Here is a 15,836-nt window from a genome sequence, read left to right as displayed (position 1 = left end):
GTCGGGTGCTTATTGCACGCTGTAGTTGAAGGTGGCGGTGAAGCGCTGCTCGTTGCGCCCCCCGAAGGCTTGCTCGGGGAACGGCTTGACCTGCTTGATACGCCGCAGGCTGTTGGCGGCGGCCCGGTTGAGCAACATGCTCGAGGCCGGGGTCTGCACGCCGGAGTCGAGTACCCGACCCTGGCGGTCCACCAGCAGCCAGACCACCACGTCGCCACTTGGGCGTTCGAGGGAGGCCTGGCGTCCTGTGGGGTATTGCTTGTAAGTGTCCAGCTCGTTACGCAAACCCTTGAGGTAACCGCCCTCCAGGGCCTGGCCGTCGACCTTGGGCGGTGCGGGCGGGGCCGGAGTCGGCGCAGCCTGGGCGACCGCCGCAGGCGCGGGTTTGGCCGCCACCGGGGGCGGCGTCGGCGTGGGTTTGGCGACCACGGGCTTGGGCACCGGCTTGGGCTTGGGTTCAGGTTTCGGCAACGGCTTGGGCGGTGGCGGGGGCGGTGGTGGAGGGGCCGGCTCGGCCTCTTCATCCTCGATCACCGGCGGTGGCGGTGCTTGTTCCACCACGGGTGGCGGCACCACCTCGGGCTCCGGCTCGACCAATGCCAACTCGACCGCCGACTCGTCGTACACCGGCTCGACCTTCAACGTCTGGGACTGGATACCCAGTGCAATCAGCACCAGGGCGATCAGGGCCGGGACACTGCCCAGCAGCCGACGCGCACGAAACAGGACGTACATGATCAGGACTTACGCGTGGCGATGGACACGGAGGTAAAGCCACCCAGACGCAGGGTGTCCATCACCTCCACCAGGCGCGAAACCTCCACGCCCTTGTCGCTGTTGACGATGATCGTCGACTTGGTATCCGGCTTTTCCGCCGCCTTCAGCGCCGGTACCAGAGCGTCGACCGTGAGGTCCTTGCCATCCAGTTGCAACTGGCCTTCCAGGCCCAGGGTGAGGATGAATTTGTTCTGCGGCTTGAGCTGCTGCGAACTGCTGGCGCTGGGCAGTTGAGTCTTCATGCCGAGTGCCGGAATCACGTTCAGACTCACGAGTACGAAAAACACCAGGAGGAACATCATCACGTCGATCATCGGGATCAGTTCGATGTGTGCCTTGCGTTTTTTCGGTTCATCCCAGGTTCTCATTCCGCTACCCCGTTATTGAATTAGGGGCGACACGCTAACAACGGAAAATGACCGAACGGTTAACTTTAATTTACGTTTTGACGTGTCTAGGACGTGTCTTACAGATTGGTTTCCGGTCACTTCCACGAAGTAATGAAACTGAAACGCCGGGGGTACATTCTCGAAAAATTTACACCGAGAGCCGTCTTGTATGAGTCAGTCATTGCCGCATTTGTTGACTTCGCGTTTGCTGTTGCGGGCGCTGGAAAGCGACCAGGCCGCGGTACTTTCCAGCCTCGCCAACGGGCCGAAGATTGCTGACAACACGGCCAACATTCCATCGCCCTATACCCTGGAAACGGCCCGGACGTTTATTGACGGGATGCAAGACAAATACCGCGCCGGCAACCTGTTGAGCCTGGGCATGCACCTGCGCGAAACCGGCGAATTGATCGGCATCGTCAGTCTGCGTCTCAATGCGCGTCACCACTACGGGCACCTGGGTGGATGGGTGGCGGCGCACTGTCGCAACCAGGGCTATGCGGCCGAGGCGGCGCGTGCGGTGATGGACTTCGGGTTCACCGAACTGGGCCTGTACCGAGTGGGCAGCCAATGCTTTGCCCGCAACAAGGAGTCGGCGCGGGTCATGGAGAAAATCGGCCTGCTGTACGAAGGCTGTATGCGCGCCGCGTTTCTCAAGAATGGGGTGTATGAGGACTTGCTCGGGTTTGCGACCGTGCGCAATGACTGGGAGCGCCGGGCGTGAGTCGCGCGGTTGACCATGATCGGCGCCGGGTACTGGCCGGGCTGGCGCTGGCCACCACCTTTTCGATCCTCAGCCCGTTTGCCCGCAGTGCGGGGATCGATTATCCGTTCACGTTGGGCGTGGCCTCGGGTGATCCGTTGCCGGATGGTTTCGTGATCTGGACGCGCCTGGCGCCGTTGTTCAATGCGGCGGACGGTCGCGGCGGGTTGGCGCGTGCGGTGCCGGTGCGTTGGCGGGTCGCCAGCGATGCGGGGATGACGCGCATTGTGAGGCAGGGTGAGGTGATGGCGAGTGAGCGCTTTGCCCACTCCGTGCATGTGGAGGTCGCGGGGCTGGAAGCCGGCAGGCCGTATTGGTATCAGTTCGAAGGGCTGGGGGCGCAGAGCGCGGTCGGGCAGTCGCGTACCGCGCCGGCTTTGCATGCCCTGGCGACGGCGCGTTTGGGGTTCGTGTCGTGCTCCCACTGGGAACGCGGGTACTTCAGTGCCTATCGTCACCTGGCGGCGGAGCAGCCGGACCTGGTGTTTTTCCTCGGTGACTATATCTACGACAGTTCCTACGCGGCCGACTCGGGAAAAGTCATTCGTTCCCACGGCAGCGGCAATGCGCTGACCCTGAGCGACTATCGCAACCGCTATGCGCTGTACAAGACCGATCCGGATCTCCAGGCCTTGCACGCGGCGGCGCCCAGCGTGGCGACCTGGGACGATCACGAGGTGCAGAACGACTATGCCAGCCGCTGGTCCCAGGACCCGAAGGTTGCCGTGGCGCAGTTTCTCAAGCAGCGGGCGGCGGCGTATCAGGCCTATTACGAGCATATGCCGCTGCGCGTGAGCAGCCTGCCCAACGGGCCGGATATGCGCGTTTATCGGCGCCTGGACTACGGCCGCCTGGCGCGTTTCCATGTGCTCGACGGTCGACAGTATCGCTCCGAGCAACCGTGCATTCAGGCCAACGGCAGCCATCAGGGCCACATCGCCGCCAACACCTGCAGCGACTTGCGCGACCCCGCTCGCACCATGCTCGGTTGGCAGCAGGAGGCCTGGCTGGACCAAGGGTTTGCCCAGTCGAAAGCGCAATGGAACGTGATCGCCCAGGACTTGCTGGTGGCGCCGCTGCTGCAGCGCGACCTGACCCAGCACACGCTGGGCCATTGGACCGATGGTTGGGATGGCTACATGGCGAACCGTTCACGGATGCTCGCGTCCATCGCGCGCCACCAGCTCAACAACCCGGTGTTCTGGGGCGGTGATATACATTCATTCTGGGCCACCGATTTGCATGCCGATGCCAACAACCCGGACTCGCCCGTGCTCGCCACCGAGTTCGTCGGCACCTCGGTGACCTCCGATGGGCCGCCTTACGACGCCTTCACCCAGATGCTGCCGCAGAATCCCCATGTGAAGTTTTTCGACAGCCGCCAGCGCGGGTATGTATCGGTGACGCTGGATGCCCAGCGCATGCTCACGCACTTTCGTGTGATTACCGATCCGCGTGACCCGGCCGCCACGGTGTCGACGCTCAAGTCGTTCGTGGTGGAACCGGGACGGGCCGGGGCGATCGCGGTTTAATCCAGGCTGTAGCGCACCGACAGCGTGCCCTTTTTCTCCGACACGGCCAGGATCGTCACCTGGCCCAATTCGCCTAACGCCTGGACATGCGTGCCACCACAGGCATACGCGGGCAACTCGCCGAAGCCGACTTCGCGGATGCCGTCTTCCAGGCGCATCTGGCGCGGGTAGTCGGCGGCGATCCAGTGGTCGAGTTGTTGTTGAAGCGTGTCGGCCTCCATGGCTTGTGCGCTTTCGCCGCGGATAAAGGTGATCTTGCCTTCACCCGGCCAGTGGTGAGCCTTGATCGGCATCCAGCCCAACGCCTCGCCGGCGTTGCCGATCAAGTGTCCGGCGGAATGCAGGCGGGTGTGCAAGGCTCGGCGTGGTGCATCGACCCGTGCGTTGATCGGGCCCGGTTCTACGGGCTGGTCGAGGTAATGCACCACGCGCTCTGCCTCCTGGGTCACCCGCAGCACCCGGCTGTCGCCCAGCCAGCCGGTGTCGAATGGCTGGCCGCCGCCCTGGGGGTGGAAAATCGTCGACTGCAGCGTGACCGCAAACTGCTCTTCGTGGGCGGTGCAGCTCAGCACTTCAAGCTCGGCGGTCAGGTGGTCGTGGGTGAAAAACAGGCGCTCGGTCATCGTCTACATCCGCATCAAGGTTCTGCGGGCAGTATAAATAGTGCGCAGATGGGTGATAATCCGTTCAATTATCAATGGACTTGTGCGTCATGAGCATCAATCTTCCTTTGCCGCTGCTGGGTGAAATGGCGATTTTCGTCAAAGTGGTGGAAGCCGGCAGTTTTTCTGCGGCAGCGCGACAACTGAGCGTGTCGCCTTCGGCGGTGAGCCGCAGCATCTCGCGTCTCGAACAGGCGTTGGCCACGCGCCTGCTGCAACGCACCACGCGCAAACTGCGTTTGAGCGAGGGCGGCGAAGAGGTGTTCAAGCGTTGCCAGGAGATGGTCAACGCGGCGCGCTCGGTGATGGAAATCAGCGGCCAGTTCACCCACGAGGCCGAGGGCTTGGTGCGGGTCAGCGTGCCCAAGGCGGTGGGGCGGTTCGTGGTGCATCCGCATATGCCGGAATTCTTGCGGCGCTATCCCAAGGTCGATGTGCAGTTGATCCTTGAGGACCGGCAGGTGGACCTGATCGATGACAACGTCGACCTGAGTATCCGTATCACCGACAGCCCGCCGCCGGGCCTGGTGGGGCGGCAATTACTGCCCATCGAACACGTGTTGTGCGCGACGCCGCAGTACCTGGCCGAGCACGGCACGCCGAGTCATCCCCATGATCTGCTGGCGCACAGCTGCATCTACCTGGGCGAAACCCCGGGGGACTCGCGCTGGAAGTTTCGCCGGGCGGGCAAGGCGGTCACGGTGGGCGTGCGGGGGCGGTATGCGGCGAACCACACCGGCGTGCGCCTGGATGCGGTGTTGCAGCATGTGGGGATTGGCAGCTTGCCGTATTTCACGGCGCGGCATGCGTTGGATGAGGGGCGCCTGGTGCAGGTGTTGCCGGCGTGGGACTTTATTGCGTCCTACCATGGCGAGGCCTGGCTACTGCACTCGCCGACGCGGTACCTGCCGCCGAAGGTGCGGGTGTTCATTGATTATCTGGTGGCGTGTATGGCCACCGAGCCGACGCTGCGCCGAGGGTAGTGTGGGAGGGGGCTTGCCCCCGATAGCGGTGGATCAGTCATGCATGTATTGGCTGACACGCCGCCATCGGGGGCAAGCCCCCTCCCACATTGAATGATCAGTGCTTGCTCTGGTCCTGCGGCATCGCCAGCAGCTGTTTTTCCTGGTTCCAGTCGAACGGTTCGTCGTTCTGTTCGGCTTCAAAGCGACGCTCTTCCAGGGCCTGGTACAGGTCCAGTTCTTCGTCTGGCATGAAGTGCAGGCAATCGCCGCCGAAGAACCACAGTAGGTCGCGTGGCACCAGATGGGCAATTTGCGGGTAACGCAGGATGACCTGGCTCATCATGTCCTGGCCCAGGTACTGGCTCTCGGTAGTGTGGGAGGGGCTTGCCCCCGATAGCGGTGGATCAGTCATGCATGTATTGGCTGACACACCGCCATCGGGGTAAGCCCCCTCCCACATTGAATGATCAGTGCTTGCTCTGGTCCTGCGGCATCGCCAGCAGCTGTTTTTCCTGGTTCCAGTCGAACGGTTCATCGTTCTGTTCGGCTTCAAAGCGACGCTCTTCCAGGGCCTGGTACAGGTCCAGTTCTTCGTCGGGCATGAAGTGCAGGCAATCGCCGCCGAAGAACCACAGCAGGTCGCGTGGCACCAGATGGGCGATTTGCGGGTAACGCAGGATGACCTGGCTCATCATGTCCTGGCCCAGGTACTGGCTCTCGGTAGTGTGGGAGGGGGCTTGCCCCCGATAGCGGTGGATCAGTCATGCATGTATTGGCTGACACACCGCCATCGGGGCAAGCCCCCTCCCACATTGAATGATCAGTGCTTGCTCTGGTCCTGCGGCATCGCCAGCAGCTGTTTTTCCTGGTTCCAGTCGAACGGTTCATCGTTCTGTTCGGCTTCAAAGCGACGCTCTTCCAGGGCCTGGTACAGGTCCAGTTCTTCGTCGGGCATGAAGTGCAGGCAATCGCCGCCGAAGAACCACAGCAGGTCGCGTGGCACCAGATGGGCAATTTGCGGGTAACGCAGGATGACCTGGCTCATCATGTCCTGGCCCAGGTACTGGCTCTCGGTAGTGTGGGAGGGGGCTTGCCCCCGATAGCGGTGGATCAGTCATGCATGTATTGGCTGACACACCGCCATCGGGGGCAAGCCCCCTCCCACATTGAATGATCAGTGCTTGCTCTGGTCCTGCGGCATCGCCAGCAGCTGTTTTTCCTGGTTCCAGTCGAACGGTTCGTCGTTCTGTTCGGCTTCAAAGCGACGCTCTTCCAGGGCCTGGTACAGGTCCAGTTCTTCATCGGGCATGAAGTGCAGGCAATCGCCGCCGAAGAACCACAGTAGGTCGCGTGGCACCAGATGGGCGATTTGCGGGTAACGCAGGATGACCTGGCTCATCATGTCCTGGCCCAGGTACTGGCTCTCGATCGGATCGATTGGCAGCAGGGCGCGCAGTTCATCGAAACGCTCCAGGAACAGCAGGTGGCTTTCCTCGGGCACCTGTTCGGCTTCGCCGACGGCAACCAGGATGCTGCGCAGGTGGTCGAGCAAGACGAGATGATCAGCAACGACGTTGGACACGAGATAAGTCCTCAAAGCAAAAACGGGCGCGAGAGTATATAGCTCAAGCGCCCGTAATTATATGGCCTGGGGGATCAGCGGACTTTACCCGCGGCCTGGGCCAGTTCTTCCTTGCTGAAATCATCCACGTCGATCACCTTGCGCCGTGCCGCTTCGGCTTCACGCAGGGTTTGCGCCTCGGCCGGTTGCAGCACCCCGGCGTGCAGTGCGGCGTCGATGGCCGGTTCGCCGGCAGCCGGTTTGACCTGGCCGCTTTTGAGCGCCGCATGCAGTTTTTTCTGCAGCGGATGGCTGGCGGCGAGCAGGTCGCAGGCATGTTGCAGGGCGCCCACCGGGTCTTGCGCCGATTGCGGGCGGTAGCAGCCAGCCAGCAGTTCTTCGAGGGTCGGATCACCCTTGGCGCGACCGATCACCGCGGCCACTTCGGCATCCAGCGCATCGGACGGGCCGGTATGGCGACGGCCGAACGGGAACACGATGACCCGCAGCAGGCAACCGAGCAGCTTGTTCGGGAAGTTGCTCAGTAGTTCATCCAGTGCGCGTTCGGCTTCGCCCAGGCTTTCTTCCATGGCCCAGGTGAACAGCGGTTCCAGGTGGTCCGGCGAATCCAGGTCGTGATAACGCTTGAGCGCCGCCGAAGCCAGGTACATATGGCTCAGCACATCGCCCAGGCGTGCCGACAGGCGTTCGCGGCGTTTCAACTCGCCGCCCAGCAGCATCATGCTCAGGTCGGCGAGCAGGGCGAACGCCGCAGCCTGGCGATTCAGCGCACGGAAGTAAGCCTGGCTCAAGCGGTTGCCGGGGGCTTTTTCGAAGTGGCCGAGACCCAGGTTGAGCACCAGGGTGCTGGCGGCGTTGCTCACGGCAAAGCCGATGTGCTGCATCAGCAGGCCATCGAATTCCTTGAGCGCCTGGTCGTGGTCTTCGCGACCGGCCAGGGCCATTTCCTTGAGTACGAAGGGGTGGCAACGGATCGCGCCCTGGCCAAAGATCATCAGGTTGCGCGACAGGATATTCGCGCCCTCCACCGTGATGAAGATCGGCGCGCCTTGCCAGCTGCGGCCCAGGTAGTTGTTCGGGCCCATGATGATGCCCTTGCCGCCGTGGACATCCATGGCGTGGCTGATGCATTCGCGGCCGCGCTCGGTCAGGTGGTACTTGAGGATCGCCGACAGCACCGAGGGTTTTTCACCGAGGTCCACCGCGTTGGCGGTGAGCATGCGCGCGCTGTCCATCAGCCAGGCGTTGCCGCCGATGCGGGCGAGGGCTTCCTGGATACCTTCGAAGGCCGCCAGCGGCACGTTGAACTGCTCGCGTACCTGGGCGTATTGGCCGGTCACCAGGCTGGTGAACTTGGCTGCGCCGGTGCCGACCGCCGGCAGGGAAATCGAGCGGCCCACCGACAGGCAGTTCATCAGCATCATCCAGCCCTTGCCGAGCATGTCCTGGCCACCGATCAGGTAGTCCAGGGGGATGAACACGTCCTTGCCGGAGTTGGGCCCGTTCATGAATGCGGCGCCCAGCGGCAGGTGACGACGACCGATGTCAACGCCTGGCGTATCGGTGGGAATCAACGCGAGGCTGATGCCCAGGTCTTCTTCTTCGCCCAGCAAGTGGTCCGGGTCATGTGCCTTGAACGCCAGGCCGAGCAGGGTCGCGACCGGGCCCAGGGTGATGTAGCGTTTTTCCCAGTTCAGGCGCAGGCCGAGGGTTTCCTCGCCTTGCCATTGACCTTTGCAGATCACTCCGGTGTCGGGCATGGCGCCAGCGTCGGAGCCGGCCAGCGGGCCGGTCAGGGCGAAGCAGGGAATATCGTCGCCACGGGCCAGGCGCGGCAGGTAGTGGTTGCGTTGTTCATCGGTGCCGTAATGCAGCAGCAGCTCGGCCGGGCCGAGGGAGTTGGGGACCATCACGGTGGACGCTAGGTCGCCGCTGCGGGTCGCGAGTTTCATCGCCACCTGGGAGTGGGCATAGGCGGAGAAGCCTTTGCCGCCGTACTCCTTGGGAATGATCAGGGCGAAGAAACCATGGGTCTTGATGTGTTCCCAGGCGGCGGGCGGCAGGTCCATGGCCTGGCCGATTTGCCAGTCGCTGACCATCGCGCACAGTTCTTCGGTCGGCCCATCGATGAACGCCTGCTCTTCTTCGGTCAGGCGTGCCTTGGGGTAGGCCAGCAACGTGTTCCAGTCGGGGCGGCCGCTGAACAGCTCGCCGTCCCACCAGACGGTGCCGGCGTCGATGGCATCGCGCTCGGTCTCGGACATTGGCGGCAAGACCTTCTGAAACCAACTGAACAGCGGCTTGGTGAAGTATTCGCGGCGCAGGTCGGGCAGCAGCAGCGGCGCGGCCACGATGGCAATCAACACCCAGCAGATCAGCAGCAGCCAACCCGGTGCGTGGCTCCAGGCGCCCATCGCCAGCAGGTAAACGGCGACCACGCCCAGGGCGGGCAGGGGCGCGGTGCGGCGGTGTGCCAGGTAGGCAATGCCGACCACCAGAACCAGTATCCACAACAACAACATATTCAATCCTCCGTGAAACCAGGGGCGAAACCACCGTTGAGCTTAGTCGGCATCCGAGAAAGCGCGGTGATCAGGGTGTGGCGAGTTGTACTGGAAGCACCTTGGGATCACCGATCACCAGGCGCCGACATTTGGCCGAATCGTCGTTATCGCTGTGGCGGACCTGTCGTTAGACTCCAGGCTTCCCCCGGAGATCAAACCCATGGAAACGTACCTGAATCCCAGCCGCTTCATCGATAGTGACCACCCTGCGGTGGTGGAGTTCGCCGAAAAACATCGCGGTTCCAGCGCGGATTCAGGTGACCAGGCAGTCAGTCTTTATTACGCCGTGCGTGAGGCGGTGCGCTACAACCCCTATACCTTCAGCCGCGACCCCAACACCCTGAACGCCAGCTTCGCCCTGGCTGCCGGCCAGAGCTACTGCGTGCCCAAGGCCACCTTGCTCGCCGCCTGCGCGCGGCACTGCGGGATTGCGGCGCGCATCGGCCTGGCGGATGTGCGCAATCACCTGTCGACGCCACGCCTGATCGCGCTGCTCAAAAGCGATGTGTTCGCCATGCACGGTTATACCGAGTTGTACCTGAACGGGCGCTGGGTCAAAGCCACGCCGGCGTTCAACCAGCAATTGTGCGAGCTGTTCGATGTGCCGCCGCTGGCGTTCGATGGGATCAACGACAGTGTGTTCCACGCCTTCAATCGCCAGGGCAAGCGCTCGATGGAGTACCTGGTGGACCATGGGCAATTTGCGGATGTGCCCGAAGATTTCTTCTTTGCCCACCTGGAGAAATGTTACCCGCACCTGTTTGGCGAGCAGATGCCGAGCGTGCTGGGTGACATGCAGGACGATTTAAGCCGCCCGTGAACCGGCGTATGCTGCTGCGTTCATCAAGCCATGTTCATCAACAATAAGGCGCGGTCATGCTGAAGATCTGGGGGCGTAAAAATTCATCGAACGTCAGGAAAGTCCTGTGGTGCGCCGAGGAGCTCGGCCTGGACTATGAGGCCATCGATGCGGGCGGGGCGTTTGGCGTGGTGGACACGCCGCAATACCGCGCATTGAACCCGAATGGCCGGGTGCCGATGATCGAAGACGGCGACTTCGTGCTGTGGGAATCCAACACCATCGTGCGTTACCTCTGCGCCAAGCAGGCGTCGAACTGGTACCCGAGCGACGTGAAGGCGCGGGCCAGTGCCGAAAAATGGATGGACTGGACCACCTCGACCCTCGCCGAGCCGTTCAAGGCGGTGTTCTGGGGCGTGGTACGCACCCCGGCGGAAAAACAGAACTGGGACAGCATCAACGCCGGGCGCCAGGCCTGCATCGATGCACTCGGCACCGTGGAGAAGGCGCTCACCGAACAGCCCTACCTGTCGGGCGACGCCATCGGCATGGGCGATATCCCCTTGGGCTGCTTTGTTTACGCCTGGTTTGAAATGCCCATAGAACGCCCGGCCATGCCCCACCTGGATGCTTGGTACCAACGCCTGCAACAGCGCCCGGCGTACCGCAAAGCGGTGATGACCGCGTTGACCTGATACTGACTATTAATACAGGTGACTGTACTTGTGCGGCGCGGGCAAGCACCATGTTTGTCATGCGCCGCCGTTGAACGATGCGCGGTGTGCCCTCATCTATTGTCCCTATTCCCTTCTTTGGTGCGTATTCCGCTATGAGTTCCGCTCTGTCCATCCGGCAGCTAACCAAAACCTACGGCAACGGTTTCCAGGCCCTGAGTGGTATCGATCTGGACGTTGCCGAAGGTGATTTCTTCGCCTTGCTCGGCCCCAACGGCGCCGGCAAATCCACCACCATCGGCATTCTCTCGACCCTGGTCAACAAGACCAGCGGCACGGTGAATATCTTCGGCCATGACCTGGACAAATCCCCGGCGGCGCTCAAGCGTTGCATCGGCGTGGTGCCCCAGGAATTCAACTTCAACCAGTTCGAAAAGACCTTCGACATCGTCGTGACCCAGGCCGGCTACTACGGCATCCCGTCGAAAGTCGCCAAGGAACGCGCCGAGCAGTACCTGACCCAACTGGGCCTGTGGGACAAGCGCGACGTGCCTTCACGTTCGCTCTCCGGCGGCATGAAGCGACGCTTGATGATCGCCCGCGCGCTGGTCCACGAACCGCGCCTGCTGATCCTCGATGAGCCCACCGCGGGGGTGGACATTGAACTGCGTCGCTCGATGTGGACCTTCCTCACCGAGCTGAACCAGAAAGGCATCACCATCATCCTCACCACCCATTACCTGGAAGAGGCTGAGCAACTGTGCCGCAACATCGGCATCATCGACCACGGCACCATTGTCGAGAACACCAGCATGCGCAACCTGCTGGGCCAGTTGCATGTGGAAACCTTCCTGCTCGACCTGAAGACCGAACGGTCGGCGCCGCCGCAATTGCTCGGCTACCCATGCCGCCTGGTGGACAGCCGTACCCTGGAAGTCCAGGTGGATAAAGCCATGGGCATCACCGCGCTGTTTGGCCAATTGGCGACCCAGCACATCGAAGTGCTGAGCCTGCGTAACAAAACCAATCGCCTTGAGGAGTTGTTCGTGTCCCTGGTGGAAAAAAACCTGGCGAAGGTGGCGGTATGAATTCTGAACTGCAACCCAACCTCATCGCCCTGCAAACCATCGTCTACCGCGAAGTGAAACGCTTTACCCGGATCTGGCCGCAGACTCTGCTGCCGCCGGCGATCACCATGGTCCTGTACTTCGTGATCTTCGGTAACCTGATCGGCCGGCAGATCGGTGGCATGGGCGGTTTCACCTACATGGAGTACATCGTGCCGGGCCTGATCATGATGTCGGTGATCACCAACTCCTACGGCAACGTGGTGTCGAGTTTCTTCGGCAGTAAGTTCCAGCGCTCCATCGAAGAACTGATGGTTTCGCCGGTGTCGCCGCACACCATTCTGATCGGCTACACCTTGGGCGGCGTGCTGCGTGGCTTGATGGTCGGCGTGATCGTGACCTTGTTGTCGCTGTTCTTCACCCAACTGCAAGTGCATCACCTCGGCATCACCCTGGTGGTGGTGGTGCTGACGGCGACGATCTTCTCGCTGCTGGGCTTCATCAACGCGGTGTTTGCCCGCAACTTCGATGACATTTCGATCATCCCGACCTTCGTGCTGACGCCGCTGACCTACCTGGGCGGGGTGTTCTACTCCATCACCTTGCTGCCGCCGTTCTGGCAGACCGTGTCGCTGGCCAACCCGGTGCTGCACATGGTCAACGCCTTCCGCTACGGCATCCTGGGCGTGTCGGATATCCGGATCAGCGTGGCGATCACCTTCATGGTCGTGGCCACGGCGGTGTTGTACATCGGTTGCGCGCGGTTGCTGGTGAGCGGGCGTGGGATGCGGACGTAACGCCGGATTACACGCCGTAAAAAATGTGGGAGCGGGCTTGCTTGCGATAGCCGTGGATCAGTCAGCGATACAGTGACTGACCTAGTGCAATCGCGAGCAAGCCCGTTCCCACATTGGTTTCTGAATAGCGTCTTTACCCTTGCAGCGCCAACTCGATCAGCGCGTGCAGCTCATCCACCGCCAGCGGCGCGGTGGAGAACAGAATGCGAAACACCGTCGGCGCCGCCAGCAGGTTGATCAGGCGGTCCGCGCTCGGCGGTGGCGGCGTGGCGTTCGGGTAGCGCTCGACGATCGTTTGAAGCTGCCCGCTCAGGATGCTCACGCAATACCCTGGCGTCTGGCTGGATTGCACATCGCGCATCATGTTGCGCCCCGGCTCCGAACTCATCTCATCCAGGTATTGCTCGGCCCACGCCCGCAGGTCGCCGCGCAGGCTGCCGGTGTTGGCCGGCTCGCTGTCCGGGCGCATGCGCGCCAGGGCCACATCGGCGAGCAACACCGAGAGGTCGCCCCAGCGGCGGTAGATGGTCGACGGCGTGACGCCCGCGCGCGCCGCGATCATCGGTACGGTGACGCTGGACCGCTCATGGGTTTCCAGCAGTTCGCGCACCGCCGAATGGACGGATTCTTGTACCCGGGCACTACGGCCCCCCGGGCGGAGGCCTTCTTTTATCGCCATGCCTGTGACCTTAACACAAAGAATTTGCTTTAAGCGGCGAGCAGTAGCACACTCGACAAAAGCAAAATATTAGCTTTAGCGGAGCGTGCCCATGTCCAGCCTCACTTCTCATCGTTCCAGCCTGGTGTTCCTGGCGATCACCTTGCTGACGTTCCTGGCGGCCTCCAGCGCGCCGACGCCGTTGTATCACCTGTACCAGGAGGGCCTGCATTTTTCCTCGGGCATGCTCACACTGGTCTTCGGGGTCTACGCCTTGAGCTTGCTGGCGGCGCTGTTGACCGTGGGTTCGCTGTCGGATCACCTGGGGCGCAAGCCGGTGATTTTTGCCGCACTGGCCCTGAATATGCTGGCGATGCTGCTGTTTATCAATGAGAGCGGCGTGGCCTGGTTGATCGCCGCACGGACGCTGCAGGGTTTCGCCACCGGCATGGCCACCGCGGTATTGGGCGCGGCCCTGCTCGACACCGACCGCCAACAGGGGCCGTTGGTCAATAGCGTCGCGCCCTTGCTGGGCATGGCTTGTGGCGCGATGGGCAGCAGCCTGCTGGTGGAATTCGCGCCGCTGCCCACCCAGTTGATCTACTGGACACTGCTCGCACTGATGCTCGGGCAGGCCATGTATGTGTGGCGTTTACCGGAAACCGTCAGCCGCATCCCCGGCGCGCTGGCGTCATTGCGCCCGACTTTGCACGTGCCGCCGCAAGCGCGCCGGGCGTTGTGGCTGTCGTTGCCGGTGGACGTGGCGGTGTGGGCCATGGGCGGCTTCTATCTGTCCCTGGCGCCGTCGCTGGTGCGGGCGGCGACCGGCTCGACCTCCAACCTGATCGGTGGCGGCCTGGTCGCGGTGTTGACCTTGAGCGGCGCGCTGATGATTTTCAGCCTGCGCAATCGCCCGGCCCACAAGGTCCTGCGGTTGGGCGCCAGCCTGCTGGCCGTTGGCGTGGCGCTGATCCTCGTGGCGGTCCACAGCGCCAGCCTGCCGCTGTTTTTCGTCGCCACGTTGATCGCCGGCAGTGGTTTTGGCGCGGGCTTTCTCGGGGCCTTGCGCAGTGTGGTGCCGCTGGCCTTGCCCCATGAGCGGGCGGGGTTGATGTCGGCGTTTTACGTGCTGAGCTACCTGGCGTTCTGCCTGCCGTCTTTGCTGGCGGGCAATCTGATCCGCAGTTTTGGCCTCATCGCCACCACCGACGGCTATGGTGTCGTGCTGATCATGCTGACCCTCGGCGCCCTGGCCGGGTTGCTGCGCCAGGATGCATTGCGGGTCGGGTGCAAGGGCAGCGCCTGACGCTATATTGGTAAAATAGATAACAGTTAGAGATATTACCCGTTATATAGATATGCGCTCAGGTTCTACCATGGCCCCAACCTCCTACGAGGAAGAGGATTGCCATCATGACCTGCTCGACCACCCTGAACTACAAACCCTTCAGCCACCTGGCCCGTCCGCGGGAAGTGATCCGCCAGTTCACCCCGAACTGGTTCGCCGCCACCATGGGCACCGGGGTGTTGGCGCTGGCGCTGGCGCAACTGCCGGTCAATCTGCCCGGCATGTACGCCATCGCCGAAGGGTTGTGGCTGTTCACCATCGGCCTGTTCATCCTGTTCAGCGTCTTGTATGCGGCGCGCTGGGTGATGTTTTTCGACGAAGCGCGACGGATCTTCGGGCACTCCACGGTGTCGATGTTCTTCGGCACCATTCCCATGGGCCTGGCTACGCTGCTCAACGGTTTGCTGCTGTTCGGCCTGCCGCGCTGGGGCGCTGGCGTGGTGCCGCTGGCCGAAGCGCTGTGGTGGCTGGACGTGGCGATGGCAGTGGCCTGCGGTGTGCTGATTCCGTTCATGATGTTCACGCGCCAGGAACACAGCATCGACCAGATGACCGCCGTCTGGCTGTTGCCGGTGGTCGCCGCCGAAGTCGCCGCCGCCAGCGGTGGCTTGTTGGCGACGCACCTGGCGGATGCCCACGGGCAACTGGTGATGCTGGTGACCAGCTACGTGCTGTGGGCATTTTCCCTGCCGGTGGCGTTCAGCATTCTGACCATCCTGATGCTGCGCATGGCCCTGCATAAGCTGCCCCACGCCAACATGGCCGCGTCGAGCTGGCTGGCACTTGGCCCGATCGGCACCGGCGCCCTCGGTATGCTGCTACTGGGCGGCGATGCACCGGCGATCTTCGCCGCCAATGGCTTGCCCACTGTCGGTGAAATCGCCTACGGCCTGGGCCTGATAGCCGGGATTACCCTGTGGGGCTTCGGTTTGTGGTGGATGCTGATCGCGGTGCTGATCACCCTGCGTTACCTGCGCGCGGGCATCCCGTTCAACCTGGGCTGGTGGGGCTTCACCTTTCCGTTGGGGGTCTACGCCCTGGCCACGTTGAAGCTGGCGAATGTGTTGCACCTGGGGTTCTTCAGCGTAGTGGGCGGCGTGCTGGTGCTGGCGTTGGCGCTGATGTGGCTGGTCGTCGCCAAGCGCACCGTGCAGGGGGCCTATAAAGGTGAGCTTTTTGTTTCGCCGTGTATTGCAGGATTAGGGAATAAGTAAGCGGGATTAGGTAAAGTCGTGGCCTGAAAAAAAAACAGGCCACGC

General features: G+C 62.5%; 15 protein-coding genes and 3 pseudogenes. 9 read left to right on the top strand and 9 right to left on the bottom strand.

The window, feature by feature from the left end:
* Positions 1 to 9 precede the first annotated feature (9 nt).
* Together C5F70_RS14810 and C5F70_RS14805 are read right to left on the bottom strand one after the other, a co-directional pair.
* A complete protein-coding gene (locus C5F70_RS14810; RefSeq protein WP_104903604.1) occupies positions 10 to 735 on the bottom strand; it encodes an energy transducer TonB in 726 nt (241 codons plus the stop codon).
* A gap of 2 nt (positions 736 to 737) precedes the next feature.
* Positions 738 to 1,145, bottom strand: coding sequence for a biopolymer transporter ExbD (locus C5F70_RS14805; RefSeq protein ID WP_005786670.1), 408 nt, complete (start codon positions 1,143 to 1,145; stop codon positions 738 to 740).
* Positions 1,146 to 1,335: 190 nt separating this feature from the next.
* Between C5F70_RS14805 and C5F70_RS14800 the strand changes: the two genes are divergently transcribed.
* Positions 1,336 to 1,890, top strand: coding sequence for a GNAT family N-acetyltransferase (locus C5F70_RS14800; RefSeq protein ID WP_104903603.1), 555 nt, complete (start codon positions 1,336 to 1,338; stop codon positions 1,888 to 1,890).
* Entirely contained in the window at positions 1,887 to 3,461 is a 1,575-nt protein-coding gene (locus C5F70_RS14795) for an alkaline phosphatase (protein WP_104903602.1), read from the top strand. The genes C5F70_RS14800 and C5F70_RS14795 overlap by 4 nt, the downstream gene beginning before the upstream one ends.
* On the opposite strand, the gene C5F70_RS14790 is transcribed toward C5F70_RS14795, so the two are convergent.
* Positions 3,458 to 4,084 carry a hypothetical protein gene (locus C5F70_RS14790; RefSeq protein WP_017846825.1) on the bottom strand — a complete coding sequence of 209 codons (627 nt, stop codon included), beginning with the start codon at positions 4,082 to 4,084 and terminating at the stop codon, positions 3,458 to 3,460. The two genes, C5F70_RS14795 and C5F70_RS14790, sit on opposite strands and share 4 nt — an antisense overlap.
* 89 nt (positions 4,085 to 4,173) lie before the next feature.
* On the opposite strand from C5F70_RS14790, the gene C5F70_RS14785 reads away from it, so the two are divergent.
* A complete protein-coding gene (locus tag C5F70_RS14785) occupies positions 4,174 to 5,106 on the top strand; it encodes a LysR family transcriptional regulator (protein WP_017846826.1) in 933 nt (310 codons plus the stop codon).
* A gap of 97 nt (positions 5,107 to 5,203) precedes the next feature.
* Here the strand turns inward: C5F70_RS14785 and C5F70_RS14780 are convergent.
* The 5 genes and pseudogenes from C5F70_RS14780 to C5F70_RS14760 form a co-directional block, all read right to left on the bottom strand.
* Positions 5,204 to 5,452: pseudogene (locus C5F70_RS14780) on the bottom strand (PA2817 family protein); the annotation flags it as partial.
* A 103-nt stretch (positions 5,453 to 5,555) separates the two neighbouring features.
* A pseudogene (locus tag C5F70_RS14775) lies at positions 5,556 to 5,804 on the bottom strand (PA2817 family protein); the annotation flags it as partial.
* Positions 5,805 to 5,908: 104 nt separating this feature from the next.
* A pseudogene (locus tag C5F70_RS14770) lies at positions 5,909 to 6,157 on the bottom strand (PA2817 family protein); the annotation flags it as partial.
* Positions 6,158 to 6,262: 105 nt separating this feature from the next.
* Positions 6,263 to 6,670, bottom strand: coding sequence for a PA2817 family protein (locus tag C5F70_RS14765; protein ID WP_017846829.1), 408 nt, complete (start codon positions 6,668 to 6,670; stop codon positions 6,263 to 6,265).
* Between the two features lie 74 nt (positions 6,671 to 6,744).
* Positions 6,745 to 9,192 carry an acyl-CoA dehydrogenase gene (locus C5F70_RS14760; RefSeq protein WP_017846830.1) on the bottom strand — a complete coding sequence of 816 codons (2,448 nt, stop codon included), beginning with the start codon at positions 9,190 to 9,192 and terminating at the stop codon, positions 6,745 to 6,747.
* Positions 9,193 to 9,394: 202 nt separating this feature from the next.
* Here C5F70_RS14760 and C5F70_RS14755 point away from each other — a divergent pair, with 202 nt between their 5' ends.
* From C5F70_RS14755 to C5F70_RS14740, 4 genes are all read left to right on the top strand, one after another.
* On the top strand, positions 9,395 to 10,054 hold the full coding sequence (locus C5F70_RS14755) for a transglutaminase family protein (protein WP_079443197.1): 660 nt from the start codon (positions 9,395 to 9,397) through the stop codon (positions 10,052 to 10,054).
* Between the two features lie 56 nt (positions 10,055 to 10,110).
* Positions 10,111 to 10,728 (top strand): glutathione S-transferase family protein, encoded by a 618-nt coding sequence (locus C5F70_RS14750; protein WP_104903601.1) that lies wholly within the window; start codon positions 10,111 to 10,113, stop codon positions 10,726 to 10,728.
* 134 nt (positions 10,729 to 10,862) lie between these two features.
* Positions 10,863 to 11,795, top strand: a complete 933-nt coding sequence (locus C5F70_RS14745) for an ABC transporter ATP-binding protein (RefSeq protein ID WP_017846833.1) — start codon at positions 10,863 to 10,865, stop codon at positions 11,793 to 11,795.
* The gene (locus C5F70_RS14740; protein WP_017846834.1) at positions 11,792 to 12,571 is read left to right on the top strand and encodes an ABC transporter permease; all 780 of its coding nucleotides are present in this window, start codon (positions 11,792 to 11,794) and stop codon (positions 12,569 to 12,571) included. Before C5F70_RS14745 ends, C5F70_RS14740 begins: the two co-directional genes overlap by 4 nt.
* A 133-nt stretch (positions 12,572 to 12,704) precedes the next feature.
* Here C5F70_RS14740 and C5F70_RS14735 read toward each other — a convergent pair whose 3' ends face one another.
* The gene (locus C5F70_RS14735; protein ID WP_026140003.1) at positions 12,705 to 13,250 is read right to left on the bottom strand and encodes a TetR/AcrR family transcriptional regulator; all 546 of its coding nucleotides are present in this window, start codon (positions 13,248 to 13,250) and stop codon (positions 12,705 to 12,707) included.
* A gap of 91 nt (positions 13,251 to 13,341) precedes the next feature.
* Between C5F70_RS14735 and C5F70_RS14730 the strand changes: the two genes are divergently transcribed.
* Positions 13,342 to 14,535: an MFS transporter gene (locus tag C5F70_RS14730; protein ID WP_104903600.1), complete on the top strand. Its 1,194-nt coding sequence runs from the start codon at positions 13,342 to 13,344 to the stop codon at positions 14,533 to 14,535.
* Between the two features lie 107 nt (positions 14,536 to 14,642).
* Entirely contained in the window at positions 14,643 to 15,791 is a 1,149-nt protein-coding gene (locus tag C5F70_RS14725) for a TDT family transporter (protein WP_104903599.1), read from the top strand.
* Positions 15,792 to 15,836: the final 45 nt, after the last annotated feature.

It is taken from the genome of Pseudomonas sp. LH1G9, assembly GCF_002949975.1.
Taxonomy (GTDB): Bacteria; Pseudomonadota; Gammaproteobacteria; order Pseudomonadales; family Pseudomonadaceae; genus Aquipseudomonas; species Aquipseudomonas veronii.
This window is presented reverse-complemented; position numbering and strand designations above follow the sequence as displayed.